This window comes from Victivallis sp. Marseille-Q1083 (genome assembly GCF_903645315.1).
Taxonomy (GTDB): domain Bacteria; phylum Verrucomicrobiota; class Lentisphaeria; order Victivallales; family Victivallaceae; genus UMGS1518.
Map to the genome: position 1 here is coordinate 2,205,183 of NZ_CAHJXL010000001.1, position 22,503 is coordinate 2,227,685.

Consider the following 22,503-nt stretch of genomic DNA (forward strand, 5'->3'; position numbering starts at 1 on the left):
TCGGTTATGAAAAAGTTTTCAATGGTGACCCATTATGAATACGCCGCGACCGGGGAGTTGACCAAACAGTACGGCGACGACGCCTATCCGGTCAGCTACGAATATGACGCCGACGGCCGGCTGACCAAACTGACCACCTACCGGAACTATCCGCAACCCGGCGACAGTACGGCCTTCGCTTACGATGCCGATGACCGGATCGCGACGCGGACCGATGCGGCCGGCCAGGCGACCTCGTACACCTACGACGCCGGTGGACGGCTGTTGACCCGGACCTGGGCCAACGGGGTGGTGACGACCTACAGTTACGACAACGGCGGTACGCCGACCGGGGTGAATTATTCGGATGACACGGCCGCCATCGCGATGACGCTGACCCGGCTGGGGGAGACGGCGACCCTGACCGATGCGGCGGGAACGCATCATTTTACCTACAACGCCGACCGGACGGTGGCGACCGAAAGCCAGCCGCTGCTGACCAACGGCGAACTGGTTTTCAGCTATGATGCATTGGGCCGCCCGACCGGTCTGACGCTGAAACAGGGGACGGCGGTCGAGTTGTCGGCGAGTTATAGCTACGACGCGATGAGCCGGTTGGCGACGGTGACGGGGTTGGGACATACGGCGACCTACAGCCGGGTGAGCGGCAGTAACCGTCTGGCGTCGACGGAGTTCAAAGTTGGAACGACGACGGTCCACACCGCGACGCGCGGTTATGACCATTTCAACCGGCTGACCGACGTCAACGGTTACGGTTATACTTACAACGCCAGGGACCAGCGGACGAAACAGACGTTGATTGACGGGCAGTACTGGGAATACAGCTACGACGAGCTTGGCCAGGTGATCAGCGGCGTCAAGAAGACTGCTGCCGGAGTGGTGGTGAGCGGTCAGAATTACGCCTACGCTTACGACACCGTCGGCAACCGGGAAACGGCGACGGCGAACGCGGTGGAGACCAACTATACCGCGAACCAGTTGAACCAGTACACGGCGATCGGCAGCATCATCCCGACTTACGATGTCAACGGCAATCTGTTGACCGGTTATAACGGTTGGACGATGGAATGGAACGGCGAAAACCGGCTGAAAGCCATCTACAACGCGACGACCAGGCTGGAATTTGCCTACGATTACAATGGTCGGCGATTCAGTAAGAAGACTTACGCGAAGAGTGGAGCCGACTGGGTGTTGTCGAGTGAAAAGAAGTTCATTTACGACGGTTTCAAGCAAATTGCCGAATACAACGGTACGACGCTGGTGCAGGCGTACGTCTGGCAGCCGGCCGGCAGCGGCGATTTCGATGTGCCGCTGTGGATGAAAGCCGGTAGCAACGTCTACACCTACGTCACCGACGGCAACAAGAACATCCGGCAGTTGAAGAACGCTGCCGGAACGGCGGTTGCCACCTACGACTACGATCCGTTCGGCAATGTGTCGGCTACCGGCAGTGTGAGCTGTAATCCGTGGCAGTTCAGCAGCGAGTTTCGCGATGCCGAAACCGGCTTGATCTACTACAACTACCGATATTACGCGCCAACTATCGGCCGGTGGATCAACAAAGATCTATTTGAAGAACGGGGTGGTGTAAATTTGTATGCAATATTACAGAATAATCTTATCGCGAAATGGGATTGGAGAGGACAATTTGATGGACTAGCTCCTTGGGTTATGGAAACACTTGGAGAGTGGTTAGGTTTTTTTAAAAAATGTTGTAATGGAATAAACTATGATACAAGAAAAAAATGTTGTTGTAATGGGAAACTTTATGATAAAAGTGAAAAATTTGTTATTGATATATACTATGGATATAAAACAACTAGTGGCCCAATAGAATTCGGAATTCCTTACGGATTGATCTCCCATGCTTGGCTTGAATGGGATGGAGGAAGTGCAGGATTTTATGGCTATGGCTATGGAGACAGTGTTCCCACTGAAGATCCTGGATCATCTGCTTTGCTTTTTGGGGCGGGTATAGGTAATGTGAGATTTCCAGAAGGAGATAATTATATAAGTGGACCTAAAATGCGACTAGAGCATTTTGAATTTTCAGCGTGTCGCTATGACTTAGAGAAACTAAAAAATACTTTAATTTTAAAGGTATTATTAGATAAAACAGCGCCTCCATATTATGATTTTTATGCTGTAAATTGTTTGACATGGGCCGCTGCAGTTGTATATTTTGCAGAGGATTTATCACGATGCGAATTAGATTAATTTTATTTTTCATTATTGTTTTTTGTCTTGGCCTATTTATAATATGTTCTGGATTACACCAAACAGTTGTTGGTAATTCTATATATCAAATAAAATGTGGGGAATTGTATCAGTTAGAATTGCCTGATAATATCGTATGGGCTGAATTAAAATTATATGGGATTTCTTCAAATGACAGTCATGAAATTTTACCTATAGGTTTTTTATTCTTTCAAGATGAAAGTATGAAGGAAAATATCTTAAGAACAGATTATTTGCAAAATAGAACTATAAGGCTTACTGATTTTAAAGGTAAAAAAGTTTTTTTTACTTACAGCACTGATTGTACTAATGAAGTCACAGTAGAACTGACGATTGCATATTTGGCCAGGGATACAAGATATTTTAACAGTACTAATGAGAATTTTATTATAAAAACGATAGAAAAAATGAATTGAATGAGCAGAGAGGTGTTTGGTAGGTGTTATGAAAAGGATTATTTAGTCGGTTATGCAAAAATCTGGAGTGAGGAAAAATTATGATTCATTGCTCCTTCCACACCGCGACGCGCGGTTATGACCATTTCAACCGGCTGACTGGCGTCAATGGTTACGGTTATAGTTATAATGCCAGGGACCAGCGGACGAAACAGACGTTGAGTGACGGGCAGTACTGGGAATACAGCTACGACGAGCTTGGCCAGGTGATCAGCGGCGTCAAGAAGACTGCTGCCGGAGTGGTGGTTAACGGTCAGAATTACGCCTATGCTTACGACACCGTCGGCAACCGGGAAACGACGGCGGCGGACGCGGTGGCGACCAACTATACCGCGAACCAGTTGAACCAGTACACCGCGATCGGTAACGTCATTCCGAGCTACGATGTCAACGGCAATCTGCTGACTGGTTACAGCGGTTGGACGATGGAATGGAATGGCGAAAACCGGCTGAAAGCGATCTACAACACGACGACCAGGCTGGAATTCGCCTACGATTACAACGGTCGACGGTTCAGTAAGAAGACTTACGCGAAGAGTGGAGCCGACTGGGTGTTGTCGAGCGAAAAGAAGTTCATTTACGACGGTTTCAAACAGATCGCCGAATACAACGGTACGACGCTGGCGCAGGCGTACGTCTGGCAGCCGGCCGGCAGCGGCGATTTCGATGTGCCGTTGTGGATGAAATCCGGGAGCAACGTCTACACTTACGTCACCGACGGCAACAAGAACATCCGGCAGTTGAAGAACGCTGCCGGAACAGTGGTTGCCACCTACGACTACGACCCGTTCGGCAACGTTGCCGCCACCGGCAGTGTGAGCAACAATCCGTGGCAGTTCAGCAGCGAGTTCCGCGACACCGAAACCGGCTTGATCTACTACAACTACCGATATTATGCGCCAAGCATCGGACGATGGATCAGTCGAGACCCGATTTGGGAAGAGGGTGGGGTTAACTTATACATAATGATCGCAAATAGCTTAATCTCTTCTTATGATTCTTGGGGGTATGGTTTTTGGTCACGCGTATTTAATGTGATTGGTGGTGCTTTGCAAGCCACTGCTGGAGGAGTTCTGATAGCCACTGGAGGGCCTGCCGGATGGGTACTCGGTGGCCTTATGCTCATTCAGGGATTAGCGAATGTTGTCGCTGGTTTTAGGGCAGATGAAAGTAATTTTGGAATACTTTTATCGCAGAGGATTGCGGAAGCCGTGGGATTGGATCCGCAAACTGGAGCATTGGTATATGTTGGGATCGAGGCCGTTACAGGATTAATTAGTATCTCGAGTGGCGGGAAAACATGTTTACAGATTGTATTCAAAGGAGAGAAGTATGTACGTCAGTCAGTTAATTATGTTAGGCAGTATCCTTTTTTTGGGCAGGTAGTAACTAGAATTGTGCCCTTATTTCATTATTCTGAATATGTTAGAATTCATTGGTCAATACGTGTTTTGGTTGGAGGGCAAACAGTTTTTGATGCTTATACTGAATATGAGTCTGTGCGGGATTTCTTCCGACGAATGGATCCTGAGAACAAAGATGACTTGGAGTTACGAGATGTCTTTTATCAAAATATAGAGTATCAGGAGTAACAGATGTATAGATATTCGCGGTATCATTTGATTTTACTTATATTTATTTTTATTTCAATAACAACAATAGGTTCTCTATTGCTTGGATATGTATTTCGTGATAACTCATTAGATCAGCAGGCTATTGTCGTGATGACATTCATGGTCATTGCGACCATTTTCTTTATTATTTATATTAGGGCTATTTGTTCACGAATGATGAGAGATAAAAATCTGTCTAGACAAGAAGTTGGACGTTACCTTACGAACAATATTTTTTTCTCAATTTGTTATCTTCTGTTACCGTTTTTTGTATTTTATAAAGGTTGCCAATGTCGGAAAATAGCAGAAAATATGAATGAAGATAATTCAGTGAATAATGTTAACAAATTGGAGAATTATAAAGAAGAAAAATAATTTAATTCATTTGCGGGTTCAATACCCCGCTAGTTGCGGCGAGTCTACTTAGAGACAATTTTGCGTTCGGCTCGCTTGCGAGCTGCGTAAGAGCGGGTGTAATCCCGCATAGCTTGCCGTGCGGATAGCCTGCTCTGAAGCAAAAATTTTATGAAGATATAAAGATATGATAAAAAGAGATATTGCTATGCTTGTGTTTGATTTTCTTGGGTGCATGTAGCAAAATAAATGAAAATCGTAGTGCCATTAAAGTTCAAAAAGCCATTCGTGAACTGGCAGTCTTTGAGAAAAAATACGGAGTTATGGGAGATGCTGCTCGAGCTACAATAAAAATATTATAGGATATGACCGATTTTAATCAATTAGAACATATTACTTTGAGCTATGCATGTGTCGTTTTTCTGCCAGATAGAGTTATTATAGAAGTGAGATGGATTGGGGGCGCTTCGTTGAAAAATGGTCTGGTAATAAAAAAAGTAAAAAATGAATAATATTATGAATTTATAAGTCAAAACTCTATGAATTCAAATAAAAGAAATATTGACATTGAAAGTAATTTTAAAGTTGGAGATACGATTGCTTATTCTTGCTCGATCACATTTCGTTCTCTTGATTTATTGCCGGAATGTTTACGAGAAAAAGAAAAGCTATTGTTGAATTGACATATAATCACAATATAGTTTCATTACCAATAAAAATTGTTTACTATACTACGGATAACCAAACTCCGTATATTACAGAATAATGGTGTTCTTTTATGTTGGTGGCGACCTACGGTTATGAGGCAATGAGCCGTCTGGCGTCAACGGTGTTCAAAGCCGGAACGGCGACGGTCCACACCGCGACGCGCAGTTATGACCATTTCAACCGCCTGACCGGCGTCAGCGGTTGCAGCTACATTTATAACGCCAGGGATCAGCGGACGAAACAGACGTTGAGCGACGGGCAGTATTGGGACTACAGCTACGACGAGCTTGGCCAAGTGATCAGCGGCGTCAAGAAGACTGCCGCCGGAGCGGTGGTGAGCGGTCAGAATTACGCCTACGATTACGACACCGTCGGCAACCGGGAAACGGCGACGGCGAACGCTGTGGAGACCAACTATACCGCGAACCAATTGAACCAGTACACGGCGATCGGCAGCGTCACCCCGACCTACGATGTCAATGGCAATCTGTTGACCGGTTATAACGGTTGGACGATGGAATGGAACGGCGAAAACCGGCTGAAAGCCATCTACAACGCGACGACCAGGCTGGAATTTGCCTACGATTACAATGGTCGGCGATTCAGTAAGAAGACTTACGCGAAGAGTGGAGCCGACTGGGTGTTGTCGAGTGAAAAGAAGTTCATTTACGACGGTTTCAAGCAAATTGCCGAATACAACGGTACGACGCTGGTGCAGGCGTACGTCTGGCAGCCGGCCGGCAGCGGCGATTTCGATGTGCCGCTGTGGATGAAAGCCGGCAGTAACGTTTACACCTACGTCACCGACGGCAACAAGAACATCCGGCAGTTGAAAACCGCCGCTGGAACGGTGGTTGCGACCTACGATTACGACCCGTTCGGCAATGTGTCGGCTACCGGCAGTGTGAGCAACAATCCGTGGCAGTTCAGCAGCGAGTTCCGAGACATTGAAACCGGCTTGATCTACTACAACTATCGATATTACGCGCCAAGCATCGGACGATGGATAAGCAGAGATCCGATTTGGGAAGAGGGAGGAATGAATTTGTATGGGATTCATCAAAATAATAGTATTGATTACCTTGATCAATATGGGTTGTCTAAAAAGAATCAGGATGATAATCCTGCAAAAATCTTTATTATTGACCAAGTGAAAGATGGGTTTACGATATCTGTAAGTGCGACAATGGATGTGAGAAAAGCCTCACAAGCCAAATGGGTTGTTGGTAAAGATGCAATATTGAATTTAGCACAATCCTATATTGGAAAAGTAAATTATTATGGAGATACTATTTATAGACTTGATCCAAAAATTTTTAAAGAACTAAAAAATATTGCGGATTCTAAAGGAAAGAAAACTCTAAAAGTGGCAAAACAGTTATTACCTCTAATTGATGCATATGAAGCTTATCTGTGGTTTTCTACAGAAGAAGTAAGTTACTATAATGCACTTTATGATGCAATTTATTTGTTTCGTAGTCAAAGAAATTTTGCAAATTGCCTGGGTGTGTGTATTGCTGGTAGTAGTTATATTAGTTCCATTCCAGAGGCAACTGGAGTAGCTGCTTTTCTTTTGGCAGAATGGTTTGAGAAAAAGTGTAGTCAAAAATGTTGTGAAAATTATTGAGAAAAAATGTTAAATATAGTAGAAGCATTTATTGTTACTTTATTTTTATTAAATGAAAATATAAGTAATTCGGAAAAAGTCTTAACCTTAGACAATGATATCACCATTAGTTCAATGGATGGCTCTGATAATATAGATAAGGGAGAGAATTCCCTGTCGAAAGAAGATGATTTTAATGAATTTATAGTTTTCTTTGATAAAGAATTGGAAAAATATGCTAAAAGTCCAGAAAAATACTATGAATTTTTTTTCCTTTACATGACCGCAACTCATCAAATTGTTCGAAAAGATCCAGATCGGATAGATGGATATAGAGATGAATTTATCGTTGATTTTTTTTACGGATTACCTATTTCGGAGGCGTATGAAATCTATTATAAAAAACCGGGTAGTCTGGAAGCAAAAGAATTGGTATGGCGACGCCTTGGAGCTGTATTTCGCGGATATCCGATTACATTAGAAATTCCAATTGATGAACAAATTTCTATTATAAAAGTTTGTTGCTTCCTGTATACTTTGAATCCAGAAGAATTTCCTAAATTATTAAAAGAGAAAATTCAATTTTTAGATGGGAATTCTAAGGCTCAGAATACATTGTTTGCCTTTGCTGCCGGGGCAAATATTGATATAGCTGAAAATTATCAATTTGAATTAACTGGTGATTATGAAAAAATGAAGATTATTTCTGAAAAAATATTACAACTAGAACTGAAAGATAATTTATTCAAAATTGAAGGGGAATCTCAATAAAGCTAATGTCATAGGGGAGCGTTTACGATGTCAACGGCAATTTGTTGACCGGTTATAATGGTTGGACGATGACGATGGAATGGAACGGCGAAAACCGGCAGAAAGCCATCTACAACGCGACGGCCAGGCTGGAATTCGCCTACGATTACAACGGTCGACGGTTCAGTAAGAAGACTTACGCGAAGAGTGGAGCCGACTGGGTGTTGTCGAGCGAAAAGAAGTTCATTTACGACGGTTTCAAACAGATCGCCGAATACAACGGTACGACGCTGGCGCAGGCGTACGTCTGGCAGCCGGCCGGCAGCGGCGATTTCGATGTGCCGCTGTGGATGAAAGCCGGCAGTAACGTTTACACCTACGTCACCGATGGCAACAAGAACATCCGGCAGTTGAAGACCGCCGCCGGAACAGTGGTTGCGACCTACGACTACGACCCGTTCGGCAATGTGTCGGCTACCGGCAGTGTGAGCAGCAATCCGTGGCAGTTCAGCAGCGAGTTCCGCGATGCCGAAACCGGTTTGATCTACTACAACTACCGATATTATGCGCCAAGCATCGGGCGGTGGATCAGCCGGGATCCGATTTGGGAAAATCGTCAATACGAAGTATCAAAATTCATATATATATTTGTTTATAATAATTCTATTAATATGCTTGATTCATTAGGGCTTCTTGTTAAAGAAGTCATGTGTGATTGTAGTGATGCTTGTATTGAAGCAATGGAACAAGCGATCGATCGACAAGCAGATACGATATTAAGGCTTATTGATGCAGCAGAAAGCGAGGATTGTTTGTCCATAGGAGAGATTAAAGAGAAGTATAATCTAGCAGTTATTGGATCTGCCATGATTGGTGCGGTTGGAAGTGGAAACGCGTTGCATAATTGTCCTAAGGCAATCTTGGAAAATATCGAGCACAGTGCTGCTTTAACTGGTTATTCTCTGTTTTTCCAGATATCTAAATTTCTATGGCCATTTTCTGAAACATCGTTTTGTTTTGGAAGAACATGGGCCTTTAGTGAAGCGGTGCGTAGTAAATTATATGTTAGCAGTTTGCAATATCACATAGATAATTGCAAAGAGAAAAATGAATTATCTCCATTAACATTGGGTAATTTTTCTAGTGAAAAGAATTTATAGGTTAATATTGATGGTTGCAATTACTTTTTTATTGATATATGAAAGTTTACTGATTTTTGTTTTATTTTTAAAGACATCTGAGGTGTCGTTGGAGTATGCAGTTAATTATGTTCGAAAAGATTGCGCAATTTTATTACAAATGGCGTCTTTTATAACAGTTACTCTATTTCCCGTTACTTTATATTTTAACAGGAAAAAATAAGGGGCAATGATAGAAAATGTTGTTCTATTGGTAACCAGGGGGTGGTGGCGATGAACTGTGTAATGGCCAACTATACTGTAATCGGCAGCGCCATCCCGAGCTACGGTGCCAGCGGCATTCTGTTGACCGATTATGATGGCTTATTATCTGTTTGTTGTGATAATGCTCAAGAGCCTTGGCCTATTAATCTTTTGGGGCACTGTGAAACAAGTGACGAGAAATATAGTAATAAAGCTTATTCTGAAGGGCGACAATGGATGAGCCTATCGAAATAGATCGGAGTAAAAAAAGAAAAATGGATAATGGGCTTTGCTGTAAGGATGTTACCGAGCAAGATATTTCTGATTGTATGATACGGCATCCATATCGTGCAGTTGGGGGGATCGTTGTCAGACAAGTGTAATTGCAACGATAGCGAATTGTTGTTTGAAAACTAATTGGGACCCTAATAGCTATGCTGGACCAAGGAGAGGAAGGTGTTTGAACCCATTGACAATAACTCTAGCCTGAATATTGCATGAAACTTTCGAATCGTCGAGAAATGTTCAGAAGATTCGGAAGTTTTTATTTTCAGAGTCGGATATTGTCGTTTTTTTGCAAATTGAGCATATTCCCCCTTTCCCCCGTTGTTGTTCGGCGAGCCGGTGACAGCTCTCCAAGGTTTTATTCCCAAGCGATGATTTTCGCAGCGATCAAGCGGAGGAGTTCCTGATTTGGACAAGCACTTGAAAGAGCAACATAAATTTTTCTGGTATTCCGCCGAATAATGGCACCGATTTTCACCAGGTATAAGCGAATGCTGCCGCAGGTAGCCTCGGCAAATTGAGTTCCTGTCAACAACAATGCCCGAAACCGTTCCATGAGAATATAAGCCAAACTTGAAAGCAGAAGCCGGAATTGATTTGCCGCAAAGTCATGGCAGCTCGTCCGATCAGCGAAAAGATCCAGCTGCTGTTCCTTGATCCTGTTTTCCATCTCACCTCGGGCGCAATAGACTTTTTCATAAAGATATTGTCCATCATCATCAAGATTGGTGACGATAAAACGATTATTCGGTCCGGGGGAGTTGAATTCCGCTTTGGCAATCACCCGGCGCGGGTATTTCCAAGTTCCTGCCGCATATTCGAACTGAGTAAACAGTTTTGCTTTTTCATGTGTTTCGTTGTAAAGTGCTTCCGCTTTCACTTGAAGATCTTTTGATAATTCCAGCAAACGTGGATTTTTCGCCAATCCGACAATATATTTGACCTCATTTTTATCACACCAGTTCAGCATTTTCTGCCGACAAAAGCCACTGTCTCCCCGGAAAATAATCTTAACCTTCGGCCATTTCTGCCGAAAGCGCTTTACCAGTAGCGAGAGAATCGCCCAAGCATGCTTGGCCGCATCAATTTTTGATGGACGCAAATAAGCCACAAGCAATTGATCCCCGCAGAAAACATACAACGGCAAAAAGCAATAGTGGTCATAATAGCCATGAAAAAAGCGATTTTCCTGCATCCCGTAAGTGAGGTCATCGGTAGCATCGAAATCAAGAATCAATTCTCGAGGCGGCGTGGAAAAACTTTCGATAAAGAATTCGACAAACAATCGGCTCAAATCTACGCAAGCACGACGATCGATTCCATTTTCGAATCGACATAAAGTGCTTGGAGTGGCGAGTTGACGATCACGACCGACAACAGTTTGAATCAGCGGATCAGTTCGCAATTCATGATGGTCATTGAGATCTTCATGGCCGGCAACCAAACCAAAAACTCGTTGACGAAGCATGCTCAGATAGGAATGCTCAACTTTTCCGGGCTGTCGAAGATCAAAAGAATCCAGCAGGTTACCGGCGCGCCGGGTCAAACCGAGTTTGCGGTCGAATTCTTTCACAAAAAGCAACCCGCCGTCACTGCTGATATCTCCACCGGCGAAATTGAATTCAATTTTTCTGCTTTTCGGACCTTGAAAGACCGGAATCGAAACATTACATTTTGTCATTGGCAGACCTCGGCGTTATATTGTGATGTAAGATATTACAATATAATACGTTAGTCGAGAATCTGCCTCTTTGTTTTTGAAAATTTACGCAATATTCAGGTTAGACGGCGGCGAATTGGCTTGCCGTTATGATGTCAGAATCAGAAAAGTCGTGTAACCGATGAAGAGCAGCAACAAAATTGCCCCTTCCAGTCGGCTGATGATGAATTTACTACGCATGAATGGCAGCAGCAGAATGGCTGTAAGCAGCATCATTCCCCAGTCGACCATGCCGAGCCCGACCGCTGGAATCGGCCGAATCAGCGGCGTGATTCCCATGATGCCGAGGATGTTGAAAATATTGGAACCGACCACGTTGCCGATGGCGATATCCTGCTGCCGACGAATTGCCGCGACTACCGAGGTCGCCAGTTCCGGCAGACTGGTTCCCACCGCCACGATGGTCAACCCGATTACCGCATCGGAAAGACCGGCCAGCTGACCGACGGCAATCGCACCGGAGACAAACAGTTTTGCCCCGGCGACCAGCGCCGCCAGACCGGCGGCGGCAATCGCCACACTCCAGAGCCAGGAATGCGGCGGTGCGGCGGGATTCGCCATGGCGGCGTCTGCCCGGTCTTTTTCCGTCCGCCGGGACGCTACAATGTTCCAGGTGGTATATACACAGAACCCAACCAGCAACACCCCGCCGGCCCAGCGGTTGAAGCCCCCGGCGACCAGCCCGAACCCGGCGAACAGCAGCGATGCCAGCAACAGAATCGGCATGTCGAAACGCAGCAGTTGCAACTGCACGCGCAACGGCGCAATCAAGGCCGACAGACCGAGAATCAGCGCGATGTTGCAGATATTGGACCCGACTACATTGCCGACGCTGATGTCGCTGTTGCCGTTCAAGGCCGCTTCAAGGCTGACCACCAATTCCGGCGCGCTGGTGGCAAACGCCACCAGCGTCAGGCCGATGATCAACGGCGAAACGCCGAGCCGTTCGGCAATGGACACGCCGCCTTTGATCAGCCATTCGGCGCCGAAATACAACAGCAGCACTCCGCCGGCGAGTTGCAGCAGAATCCACAAGGCGCTCATAACCGACCTCTTTTATCGCCGGTGGCTTCCCCCGGCTGCGACGTTTCAGGCAACGCCAGGAATTTATGATAATTGAGCGAAAGATTTTCAATGGCGCTGATGTAATGTTTGATCTGTCCTTTGGAGCCGCAGATGCTGATCGCTCCGGCTGTGCCGCCGTCGGCCGTCGGCACCCGCATATTGCTGAGCGACATGAAGCCGTTCACCTGCAGATCACTCAGCGGACTGATGAACATTTCCGCATCGCGCAAGATGGACAAGCCGACCGTACCGACGATTTCATGGAACGCCGCCGGCATCATGTAACGGGCGATATGGTAGAACAACGGATGAATCATCGAGTAAAGCTCCAGCAGTTCATAACTCTCGCTGACCCCCATCCGGGTGCGCCAGAGCCGCTGATTGAATTCACGCTGGAATTGCAGGAATCCTTCCAGCGGCCGGGCTACATCGAGGAAATGAATCGGCCGGATGAAAATCAGGCTCAGCTCCCGTTCCCGCGGCACGGCGTGGGTTCCTTCGGCATCGTTGTCGACCGGGAAGAGCACTTTGCTGTCGCGGAAAAATGGATGCTGGGCCATCCCCCAGATGATCATGCTGGAAACGGTGGCCGGCCCGTTCATCTCCTTTTGGAAATGGGTGTTCAAATATTTTCGCACCGCAAAAAAACGATCGAAATTGACGTACAGCCTGGCCCGGAACAGCCGGTTGCCGCAATAGATCATTTCCGGTTTGGCGGCCGGCGACGACAGGGCCGGATAGGTCAGCGAACCGACCGCACCCCAGGTTTTCTTCAATTCCGCCAGCATCTCCTGCATCGGCATGCCGTCGACCGGCACATGATGGAACTGCACCCACAAATCCGCTTCGCTGAAATCAGGCGTGAAGCGGACGATGAGATTCAGCAAGCCCCAGCCGGGGTGCTTGTAGACTTTGATATTCGGCGTCGCCAGCCGTTTGCGCAGAAACATCGCCGAATCCGGATTGGGCAGGATTTCGCAATGGATGAAAGTTGCCGTCATGATGCGTTCGACCATCAGTTTCAAATCCATCCGGACGGTATATTTGAACTGGCGGTTGCGCGACAGCCAGCGGTTGATCCGCCGCAGCATGATCTGCGGCCGCTTCCGGTCGTGAACGTGGCGCAATTCGTTGTAAATGACGATCAACTGGGTCAGGGTCTGGTTCAACTGGTCGGCCGACAGCATCGCAAAGGAGTCGCGGCTGTCGTCGAAGTACGGCTCCAGTTTCAACAGGACTCCGTTCGAGTCGTAAAAGGCTTCGACTATGTCGGTGAACAGCGCCTTGCGGCGGCGCAGTTGGAACAGTCCCGGCTTGACCGCCCAATGAAAGCTGCTCTGGCGGCGGAGGAAATCCGCCAGCGCCGCGGTCAACTGCTGCCTGGCGCTCTGAAAGTCGGTCGGCACCGGCTGAAAACGGTAATATTTCAAACGGAAACTGCCGAGAATGAACTTGGAATATTCGTTGCGCAGAAAAATGCCGGTCGCCTTGCGCCAGCCGTTCTCCTCCGGCCGCATGCCGAGTTTTTTACACAATTGCAGGATCTTGATGAAGATGATCAGCAGCACCGTCCCCAGGCTCCAGCGATCGATCAACCGGCTCATCTGCAGTTTATAACCGCGCCAGGTGCTGACGTTGCGCTCATTTTCGGCCTGCCGGGTCTTCTGCAATTCGGAAAGCGCCGCTTCGGCCTCCGGTGATTGGTTGTCTAATTCGTTGACGGCATCGGGAGTCTGCCCGTGATAGACGCCATTCAGGAATTCGTCGATCAAAATGGCGCATTCCGCCGGTTTCTCCTCCTGCGGCGCATGACCGCAGGCCGGCACCAGTTTCAACACCGAATTGCGAATGGCCGCCTGGAATAGAAAGGCGTCGCCGACATCCAGAATCTGATCGTCCGCTCCCCAGATGATCAAGGTCGGCTTGTCCAGTTCAGTCAGGCACTGCTGGAATTGCTGGAAATTACCCAGCGTCAACTGCCGTGCCGCCGCCACCAAGCATTCCCGGGCGTAAGGCTGGCGCAATACTTCGGCGTACGCCTCCACCGTTTCGGCGGAAATTTCCTCCGGATGCAGGAAAATTTTCTCCAGCAGCAAATAGGCCGTCAGTCCGGCTTCCTTGAAACGCATCAGGGCATTGTGCTCGGAAATGACCGCGACATTGGTGAAAAACTCGGGCACCTGACGCCACAGGCCGGTCGCATTCAATAAAATCAGCCGGTCGATTCTCGCACTGATTTCCGGGTCCTGCAGGATTTGCAACGCCGTTTCCCCGCCCAGCGAATGCCCCACCAGCGTCAAATGTTCCAGCCGGTAATGGCGGATAAAGGCTTTGACCATCTCCGCCTGATAAGCCGACGACAAATTGGCGTCCGGCGGATTGTCGGAGTGTCCGAACCCCAGCAGATCGATGCTGATGGAATGGTATTGCTCCGGCAGGTAGGCAAGCAGCGGCTCCCAGGTTTGCGAAAACAACGGAAAGCCATGCAACAGCAGCAGCTTGCTGCCGCCATTGCCGCCGGAATACCAGGCTACCGACAGCGAAGCCCGCTCCGGAGTGGTGTAATTGAAAAATTGCGGGGTAATATTCATGGCCATTTTCGTCCCGGTCAAAGAATCGGCAACCGGGACGTTTTCAACATTCGTCCCGTTTTGCTCAAAGGATGCCGCAACTCTTCAGCGAAGCCGCCAATTTTTCCCGGTTGGCCGGTGCCAGCGGGCAGAGCGGCAGCCGGTATTCTTCCTCGAGCAAACCGGCCATCGCCATCGCCGCCTTGATGGGAATCGGGTTGGTTTCGACAAACTGGTCGCGGAACAGCGGGTAATATTTCCGGTGCAAATCCTGCGCCGCCATCCAATTGCCTTCCAGCATCGCATCGGTCAACTGCTTCATCTGGGCCGGGATCAGGTTGCTGGCGACGCTGACAATGCCGCTGGCGCCGACCGCCATCATCGGCAGCGTCAACGCATCATCGCCGCTCAAAATGGTAATATCGCACTGATCAAGCACGGCGGACACCCGCTCCACGCTGCCGCCGGCTTCCTTCATGCCCACGATGTTGTTATTGCCGCACAACCGCACGACCGTCTCGATCGCGATGGCGACGCCGGTTCGCCCGGGCACATTGTAGAGCACCACCGGCAAACCGCCCTGGTCGGCCACTTCGCTGAAGTGGCGGTACAGCCCTTCCTGCGTCGGCTTGTTGTAATAAGGCGTCACCTGCAGTGTGGCGTCGGCGCCGACCGCCCTGGCATGTTTGGTCATGGCAATCGCTTCCGACGTCGAATTGGCGCCGGTGCCGGCAATGACCTGGCAACGGCCGGCTGCGGTTTTGACGACCGTCTCGATCACCTGCTGATGTTCCTCATAGGTCAAGGTCGGCGATTCCCCGGTCGTCCCGACCGGAATGATGCCGTCCACGCCGGCGGAGACCTGCATTTCCACCAGTTCGCCGAGTTTGCCGAAATCCACCGCCCCACCGGAGAACGGGGTGACGAGTGCAGTATATACGCCTTGTAATTGCATTTTGAATACCCTATATGATGTTTTGAGTCAACGGAATTAAGATAACGACTTCCGGGGTTGATTGCAAACCGCCGGAAGCGGATTTTTAACGCAAAGCCGCGATCAATTCGTTGGTGCGTTCCAACTTGTGTTCCAGTTCGGCCAGGTGCGTCTTGGCTTCGGTGACCACCTGCACCGGCGCCTTGTCCAGAAACTTCTGGTTGGAGAGCTTGGCGCGCGAGCCCTGAATCCACTTTTCCAGATCGCTCTTCTGCTTGTCCAGTTTCCGGAGTTCCTCCGCGACGTCGATCAAACCGGCCAGCGGCAGGTAGATCGTCCCGAGGTTGGCCAGCTGCGACGGCGCCGCGCCATGCCGCGCGACATCGAAATCGGCTTCGGAAATCTCGATCGATTCGGCATTCAGCAGGAACATCAGCCCCTCAAGTTCGTCGCGCAGGAACCGGGCGACCACCGGCCCGATCGCCTTGATGAAATAGTGTACCTTCTTGCCGTCCGGAATATTATAGCTCGAACGCAGCGCCCGGCCGGCCCGGATCAACTGGAATTTGCCTTCGACCAGGTCGAGCAAATCCGGAGCTTCTTCCATGATCGACGGAATATTTTTGTTTTGAACCAGATCCGGAAACGGTTCGTTCATGATCGTCTGATCCTCGCTCAGGTAGCCGACCTGATGCGCCAGCTCCTCGGTGATGAACGGCATAAACGGATGCAGCAGGCGCAAGATCTTGAAGATGATGAAATCCAATACCTTCAACGCCTGTTCCCGCGCTTCTCCGCCCTGCCGGAGCCGCACTTTGCTGGATTCGATGAACCAGTCGCAGAAGTTGCTCCAGACCACTTCATAGATGACATGCACCGCGTAATGGAACCGGAAATCGGCCAGCGCTTCGTTGACCTGCTTGATCGTGTCGTTGATCCAGGCGATCATCCATTTCTCATCCGGCGTCAGCCTGGAAAGGTCGGTCGTCGCCAGGTCGCGGAAGCCGGGCGAAATTTCCCCCTGCAACTGCCGGAACCGGCAGGCGTTCCACAATTTATTGGCAAAATTGCGGCCCAGTTCGCATTTTTCATTGCTGTAACGGATGTCCATGCCGACCGGGGCGATGTAGATGATCGAGAACCGCAGCGCATCGGCGCCGTATTCGGCGATGACGTCCAGCGGGTCCGGTGAATTGCCGAGCGACTTGGAAAGCTTCCGGCCGAGGTCGTCGCGGATGATGCTGGTGAAATAGACGTTTTCGAACGGAATTTCCTGCATGAACTCGCAGCCGGCCATGATCATCCGGGCCACCCAGAAGAAGATGATGTCCGGGCCGGTGACCAATGTGGTGGTCGGGTAGAAATATTCCAGCTCCGGCGTCTTTGCCGGCCAGCCCATCACCGAGAACGGCCACAGCCAGGAGCTGAACCAGGTATCGAGCACATCCTCTTCCTGACGCCACGGCCCCGGCGCCGTCGGCGCTTCCATGCCGACGTAAACTTCATTGGTCCGGTCGTTGTACCAGGCCGGGATGCGGTGACCCCACCAGATCTGGCGGCTGATGCACCAATCCTGGATGTTTTCCATCCAGTGAAAATAGGTCTTGGTCCAGCGCTCCGGGTAGAATTTGATCCGGCCGCTCCGGACCGCTTCGAGCGCCGGCTTGGCCAATTCCTTCATATTGCAGAACCACTGGTAACTGACCAGCGTTTCGATCGGCACGTCGCCGCGTTCGGAGTAACCGACGGCGTGGCGGATGTTCTCGATTTCGCCCATCAGCTGCTGTTCCTGCAGCATCGCGACCGCTTTTTTGCGGGCCGCGAAACGGTCGAGCCCGGCGAATTCCGCGCCGCACCGCTCGTTGAGCGTCGCATCCGGATTCATGATATTGATGCACTCCAGATGGTGCCGCAACCCGACGGCAAAGTCGTTCGGGTCGTGGGCCGGCGTGATTTTGACGCAGCCGGTGCCCTTGGCCGGGTCGGCATGTTCATCGGCGATGATCGGAATCAACCGGTCGGTCAGCGGCAATTTGACCATTTTGCCGACCAGCGGCCGATAACGTTCGTCGTCCGGATGGACCGCGACGGCGGTGTCGCCGAACAGCGTTTCCGGCCGGGTCGTCGCCACTTCCAGCGCGCCGGAACCGTCGGCCAGCGGATAAAGAATATGGTAGAACTGCCCGTCGACCTCTTTGTAAATCACTTCCTCGTCGGACAGCGCCGTCCTGGCCACCGGACACCAGTTGATCATCCGCCGGCCGCGATAAATGTAGCCTTTGTGGTACAGTTCGACGAATACCTTCCGGACCGCCAGCGACAGGCCTTCGTCCATCGTGAAGCGTTCGCGTTCCCAATCGCAGGAACAGCCGAGTTTGCGGAGCTGTTTGATGATCGTGCCGCCGTACTGTTCACGCCATTGCCAGACTGTTTCGATGAACTTTTCACGGCCGAGCTCATCGCGGCCGGGTTTGCCGGCCTGCCGCAACGACTTTTCGACTTTGCTTTCGGTGGCGATGCCGGCATGGTCGGTCCCCGGAAACCAACTGACTTCGTAGCCGCGCATCCGGTGATAACGGACCAGGATGTCCTGCAGCGTGTTGTTCAGCACGTGTCCGAGCGTCAGAATTCCGGTGACATTCGGCGGCGGAATGACGATCGAATACGGTTTCTTGTCCGGATTCGGGGTCCCGTGAAAATAACCGCGTTCTTCCCAGACCGGGTACCATTTGGCCTCGACATCGGCCGATTCGTATGCCTTGGGCATCTGATTTGTCGCGTTCATGAATATTGCTCCAGCTTACTATCGAAAAATAATGCTTATTCTTTCCAATTGCCTCGATGGCGATAAACTTATTAATATAGCACACATCAGGACGTTGTGAAACGGTTTTTTCGACAAAAATCAAAATCCGCCCCGATTGCAATTGGCATAAGCCGGTGTCCGGCCTTATATTGGTTGCCGGCAACGCCCGGAACGGGGAAAGACAGTCCAACCGAAATGGAGAAGGCAATATGAAAAAGATCATCGTCAGTATTTTCTCTGGCTGCCTTGTTTTTTTGCTTTGTTCCTGCGCCAGTACAACCTGCGCTGATTTCGGCTGCAAACTTGCCGCCTGTTACGGTAATTTCGACTCCTGCGCCCGCGATATTTCCGCTTCGTTGGCCGATCCGGAGGTACGGGCGGAGTTGGAAAAGACGCCGGCGGCGGGTGCCTATTATCACCAGATGCTGGCGGTTGCCGAGCTCAACCGCGGTATGATTGCCAATGCGTTAACTGAATTCGAAACCTCCCTCGCTTTTCAGCCGCTGGCGCTGACCTATTTTTTCCGGGCCCGGTATTTCCTTCGCGAAGGGAAAAATGCCGAAGCGGCAGACGACATCGCCGCGATGGAGGACCTGTTGTCATCCCCGAACGCCGCGGAGGTGGCATATTATCAATTCCTGCTGGCCCTGCTGCCGGGTGAATCCCATGACGAAATGCTCCAACTTTCCAGCCGGGATTTTTTGCAGAGCCGGCTCGACCATTTGAAGGCCCGGCTTGAAGTGCAAAAAGCGTATCCGCCCGGTATTCTGCCGGTTTTTCAGCCGGTCGACTCCAGGCGTTTCGCCGGAATTTCCTATGGGATGACATATGACGAGATGGTGGAACAACTGGGGCCGCCGAACAATTCTTATCCGGTTCGCATGAGTGCAGCGGCAATCATGAACGGTCCGACGGCTTATGTTTACCGCTATCCGGAGGAAGGTATCGCGGTGGAATTCCGTTACTCCCCCGAAACCAGACGGCTCGGCGACATTTTGCTTTTTCCGGCCGATATCTATCTGCGGCGGGGCAGTTCGCATATGCCGGTCCTTCGCCCCCAGTCGGCCGATCTCTATCCGCAGGACAGCCAATATGCGCCGGTATTCCGTCCTGAAGACGCACCGTATCTGCTTGGAACCTACGGAGGTTTGAAATGATTCTGCTTTGCAATATACTGAATGGATAAGGATGAAAATATGAAATTCTGCTATCAATTGGCGGCGGCGCTGCTGCTGGCCGGCGCTGCCGGCTGCGGTACCGCGCAGGTGCGCGGCATCGAATCGAAAATTGAACCGACCGAGGCGACGGTCGAATATCCGGTGGCGACGGTCGAAGCGACCAATGTCTCCTACTGGCTGTTCGGTCTATTGCCGCTTTACAGCGGCAATCCGCATCGGCCCAACACCGGTGATTATCATATTTTTCAGGATCTGGCGACACCGGAAAACAACGAGGAAATGGCGGCGCGCGGCGTCGTCAGGTATCGGGCCGACCGGCTGGATGACGTCAGGACGACGGTGGACTGGAGCGGCTGGTATTCGCTCGGCACCGTCTGGCGCAAAGTGGTCCGGACCGATGCGGTCGTCATGAGGGTGCATCATCCGGAGTGAGCGTTCGTCGGCTTCCGACTGCGGAGGGCGCTCCGGCGTAGGCTTCATACCCGGCGGGACCGGAGCGTTAGCTTTTTTGAAAGCCGGCCGGAATCGTCAGACGGTCAGGTTCCAGTTCGCGCCATTGTCCCGGTGCCGCGTCCCGCAGTTGCCGCAGTACCGGATTGGCTTTGCCCCAGAGGAAATTGGCCAGTTCGATTGCTTTGCCGTTGCTGAATGCACGCTCCGGCAAGCGCCGCGCCTGCTCCAGCACCGCCCGGAACAGCGCCAGCCGGCCGGCTGCCGGCGTCGGCAAACCGCCCATTCCTTCGATCCGGCGCAACAGGTAGGGGTCGCGCAGAAAGCCCCGGGCCGCCATCACCGCCGCACAGCCGGTCAGTTGCCGGAGTTGCCCGGCTTCTTCCGGTGCGATGATGTCGCCGTTGCCGATCACCGGCAGCGGAGCGGCCAGCGCCACCGCCCGTTGCAATCGCGCCGGACCGTCCGGGATGGGGGCGTACTGCTCACGGACCGTCCGGAAGTGGATGATCAGGTAATCCAGCGTTTGGCTGCCGGCCAGCAATGGAATGAATTGCCGGCTCTCGGCCGGGTCGGCGAAGCCGAGCCGGATTTTGGCGCTGACGGAGAGCTGCGGGCAGCGCTCTTTCAGAGTCGTCAGGATATGCAGCATCCGTTTCGGCTGCCGCAGCGCGCCGCCGCCGGCGCCGCCGCCGACCACCTGACGGCTGGGACAGCCGAAATTCAGATTGACATGACGGATGCCGACGCCGGCGAGCCGGCCGGCGGTTTCGGCCAGTTTGCCGGCATCGGTTCCCATCAACTGGACGACAAGCGGAATTGCCGCCGATTGGAATGGCGCCAGAAACGCTTTCAGATGTTTGTCGCGCGGCACCGCGTTGGAAAGGCGCAGAAACGGCGTCAGCCAGACGGACGTCAGGCCGAGCTGGTTGGCCGCCAGCACCAGCGCCGGATGCATGACCCCTTCCATCGGGCCGGGCCAGGCGGCGGGCATATCCCAGGTCAATGCTGGCACTCCGGACAGAAGCAGGAGCTGCGGCCGCCGAGCCGTTCCTGGCGAATCGCGGCGCCGCAGCGCCGGCAGGGCTGGTTGCGGCGGCCGTAAACCATCAATTGCTGGGCGAATTTGCCTTCGCTGCCGTCGACGTGCCGGTAATCGGCGATGGTGCTGCCTCCGGCGGCGATCGCTTTGTGCAGCGTTGTTTTGGCCGACGCGACGAGACGCTCGCACTCTTCGCGGGAAAGGGCGTCGGCCGGCCGCAGCGGCGAGATGCCGGCGTCAAACAAGGTTTCGGCGGCATAGATGTTGCCGATGCCGACGACGACGGCATTGTCCATCAGGACATTTTTAATGCAGCCGGATTTATGGCGGGTCATCCGGTAAAAATAATCGCCGGAAAACACATCGGTCAACGGCTCCGGCCCCAGTCCGGCCAGCAATTCCGGTTCCGCACCGGGCTGCGGCAGTGTGCAAAGCCGGATGGAACTGAACCGGCGGGTGCATTCGAAACGGAACGCCATGCCGTCGTCCAATTTCAGGATGACATGCTCATGCTTGCGCCGGGGAACTTCATACGGTTCGACCCGGATGACGCCGCTCATACCCAGGTGCATGACCAGCGCCAGGCGGTTGGCCAATTCGAGGATCAGATAACGGGCGCGCCGCCGGACTTCGGCGATTGGCGTATGCAGCAGTTCCGGCGTATGCAGCACCTCCAGCGGATAACGCATCACCGGGATGAATGTTTCCGCCTTGACGAACTGCCGGCCCGGCAGGCAATTGCTCAAAGCGCATTTGACGGTTTCGACTTCCGGCAATTCCGGCATGATTCGTTGGCCTCCTGAAAGTAAAGCGATTTGCCTATACAATGCCACCGGAATTGCCGATTTTCCACCTGCGGCCCGAGAAAATTCTCATTCGGGGGACAAATGCCGGCTCAACACCACCAGATCGTCCCGCCGGTCGAAGCCGACGCGCCGCCAGAAGCCGACCGCCTCCGGATTGTCCGTCTCGACCAGAAGATGGATATAGGTCAAGCCCTGCTGGCGCAACGCTTCGGTTGCCGCGGCGACCAGCGCCGAACCGATTCCCCGGCGGCGTTCCGTTCCGGCCACCGCCAGATGGTAAAAATAACCGCTGCGCCGGTCATGGCCGGCCTGCAGCGTTCCCCACAATGTCCGGCGGTCCGGCGAGAGCGCCATGAAACTGCAGTTGGCGTTGCGTTCCAGATAGCTTTGCAGTCCTTCCCGGCTATCGGAAGCGGAAACGCACAACCCGCTGGTTTGCCGCCAGAGCGCGATGATCTGCTCGTAAAACTCCAGTTGCAGCGGTTCGATCAGAAATTCCATGACAACGTTCTCCGGCATTGATTCATATTCGCCATGCCAA

The 22,503-nt window shown here is 51.3% G+C and carries 17 protein-coding genes; 9 read left to right on the forward strand and 8 right to left on the reverse strand.

Annotated elements, in window-relative coordinates; all coding sequences use genetic code 11:
• Nucleotides 1-6: 6 nt before the first annotated feature.
• The 7 genes from HWX74_RS08970 (at nucleotide 7) to HWX74_RS09000 (ending at nucleotide 9,361) form a co-directional block, all read left to right on the forward strand.
• The gene (locus HWX74_RS08970; RefSeq protein ID WP_176013214.1) at nucleotides 7-2,217 is read left to right on the forward strand and encodes an RHS repeat domain-containing protein; all 2,211 of its coding nucleotides are present in this window, start codon (nucleotides 7-9) and stop codon (nucleotides 2,215-2,217) included.
• Nucleotides 2,202-2,654 carry a hypothetical protein gene (locus HWX74_RS08975; protein ID WP_176013215.1) on the forward strand — a complete coding sequence of 151 codons (453 nt, stop codon included), beginning with the start codon at nucleotides 2,202-2,204 and terminating at the stop codon, nucleotides 2,652-2,654. Before HWX74_RS08970 ends, HWX74_RS08975 begins: the two co-directional genes overlap by 16 nt.
• Before the next feature lie 80 nt (nucleotides 2,655-2,734).
• Complete coding sequence (locus HWX74_RS08980; RefSeq protein WP_176013216.1) at nucleotides 2,735-4,285, forward strand: RHS repeat domain-containing protein; 1,551 nt, start codon at nucleotides 2,735-2,737, stop codon at nucleotides 4,283-4,285.
• A gap of 1,153 nt (nucleotides 4,286-5,438) precedes the next feature.
• Nucleotides 5,439-6,995: an RHS repeat domain-containing protein gene (locus HWX74_RS08985; RefSeq protein WP_176013217.1), complete on the forward strand. Its 1,557-nt coding sequence runs from the start codon at nucleotides 5,439-5,441 to the stop codon at nucleotides 6,993-6,995.
• Nucleotides 6,996-7,001: 6 nt separating this feature from the next.
• Nucleotides 7,002-7,745 (forward strand): hypothetical protein, encoded by a 744-nt coding sequence (locus tag HWX74_RS08990; protein WP_176013218.1) that lies wholly within the window; start codon nucleotides 7,002-7,004, stop codon nucleotides 7,743-7,745.
• 68 nt (nucleotides 7,746-7,813) lie between these two features.
• Nucleotides 7,814-8,884 (forward strand): RHS repeat domain-containing protein, encoded by a 1,071-nt coding sequence (locus HWX74_RS08995; protein ID WP_176013219.1) that lies wholly within the window; start codon nucleotides 7,814-7,816, stop codon nucleotides 8,882-8,884.
• A 252-nt stretch (nucleotides 8,885-9,136) separates the two neighbouring features.
• Nucleotides 9,137-9,361, forward strand: coding sequence for a hypothetical protein (locus HWX74_RS09000; RefSeq protein WP_176013220.1), 225 nt, complete (start codon nucleotides 9,137-9,139; stop codon nucleotides 9,359-9,361).
• Between the two features lie 388 nt (nucleotides 9,362-9,749).
• On the opposite strand, the gene HWX74_RS09005 is transcribed toward HWX74_RS09000, so the two are convergent.
• The 5 genes from HWX74_RS09005 to HWX74_RS09025 all read right to left on the reverse strand — a co-directional run bounded on the left by HWX74_RS09005 (nucleotide 9,750) and on the right by HWX74_RS09025 (nucleotide 18,465).
• A complete protein-coding gene (locus HWX74_RS09005) occupies nucleotides 9,750-11,072 on the reverse strand; it encodes an IS1380 family transposase (RefSeq protein ID WP_176011736.1) in 1,323 nt (440 codons plus the stop codon).
• Nucleotides 11,073-11,198: 126 nt separating this feature from the next.
• Complete coding sequence (locus HWX74_RS09010) at nucleotides 11,199-12,155, reverse strand: calcium/sodium antiporter (protein ID WP_176013221.1); 957 nt, start codon at nucleotides 12,153-12,155, stop codon at nucleotides 11,199-11,201.
• Entirely contained in the window at nucleotides 12,152-14,767 is a 2,616-nt protein-coding gene (locus HWX74_RS09015; protein WP_176013222.1) for an alpha/beta fold hydrolase, read from the reverse strand. Before HWX74_RS09015 ends, HWX74_RS09010 begins: the two co-directional genes overlap by 4 nt.
• Nucleotides 14,768-14,831: 64 nt before the next feature.
• Nucleotides 14,832-15,701 (reverse strand): 4-hydroxy-tetrahydrodipicolinate synthase, encoded by an 870-nt coding sequence (dapA, locus tag HWX74_RS09020; protein ID WP_176013223.1) that lies wholly within the window; start codon nucleotides 15,699-15,701, stop codon nucleotides 14,832-14,834.
• An 85-nt stretch (nucleotides 15,702-15,786) separates the two neighbouring features.
• A complete protein-coding gene (locus HWX74_RS09025) occupies nucleotides 15,787-18,465 on the reverse strand; it encodes a valine--tRNA ligase (RefSeq protein ID WP_176013224.1) in 2,679 nt (892 codons plus the stop codon).
• A gap of 230 nt (nucleotides 18,466-18,695) precedes the next feature.
• On the opposite strand from HWX74_RS09025, the gene HWX74_RS09030 reads away from it, so the two are divergent.
• Both HWX74_RS09030 and HWX74_RS09035 read left to right on the forward strand, forming a co-directional pair.
• Nucleotides 18,696-19,643 (forward strand): hypothetical protein, encoded by a 948-nt coding sequence (locus HWX74_RS09030; protein ID WP_176013225.1) that lies wholly within the window; start codon nucleotides 18,696-18,698, stop codon nucleotides 19,641-19,643.
• Nucleotides 19,644-19,682: 39 nt separating this feature from the next.
• Complete coding sequence (locus HWX74_RS09035) at nucleotides 19,683-20,096, forward strand: hypothetical protein (RefSeq protein WP_176013226.1); 414 nt, start codon at nucleotides 19,683-19,685, stop codon at nucleotides 20,094-20,096.
• A 67-nt stretch (nucleotides 20,097-20,163) separates the two neighbouring features.
• Here HWX74_RS09035 and HWX74_RS09040 read toward each other — a convergent pair whose 3' ends face one another.
• The 3 genes from HWX74_RS09040 to HWX74_RS09050 form a co-directional block, all read right to left on the reverse strand.
• Nucleotides 20,164-21,120, reverse strand: coding sequence for a tRNA-dihydrouridine synthase family protein (locus tag HWX74_RS09040; protein ID WP_176013227.1), 957 nt, complete (start codon nucleotides 21,118-21,120; stop codon nucleotides 20,164-20,166).
• Nucleotides 21,117-21,941, reverse strand: coding sequence for a bifunctional DNA-formamidopyrimidine glycosylase/DNA-(apurinic or apyrimidinic site) lyase (mutM, locus tag HWX74_RS09045; protein WP_176013228.1), 825 nt, complete (start codon nucleotides 21,939-21,941; stop codon nucleotides 21,117-21,119). Before mutM ends, HWX74_RS09040 begins: the two co-directional genes overlap by 4 nt.
• 87 nt (nucleotides 21,942-22,028) lie before the next feature.
• Entirely contained in the window at nucleotides 22,029-22,463 is a 435-nt protein-coding gene (locus tag HWX74_RS09050) for a GNAT family N-acetyltransferase (protein WP_176013229.1), read from the reverse strand.
• Between the last annotated feature and the right edge of the window lie 40 nt (nucleotides 22,464-22,503).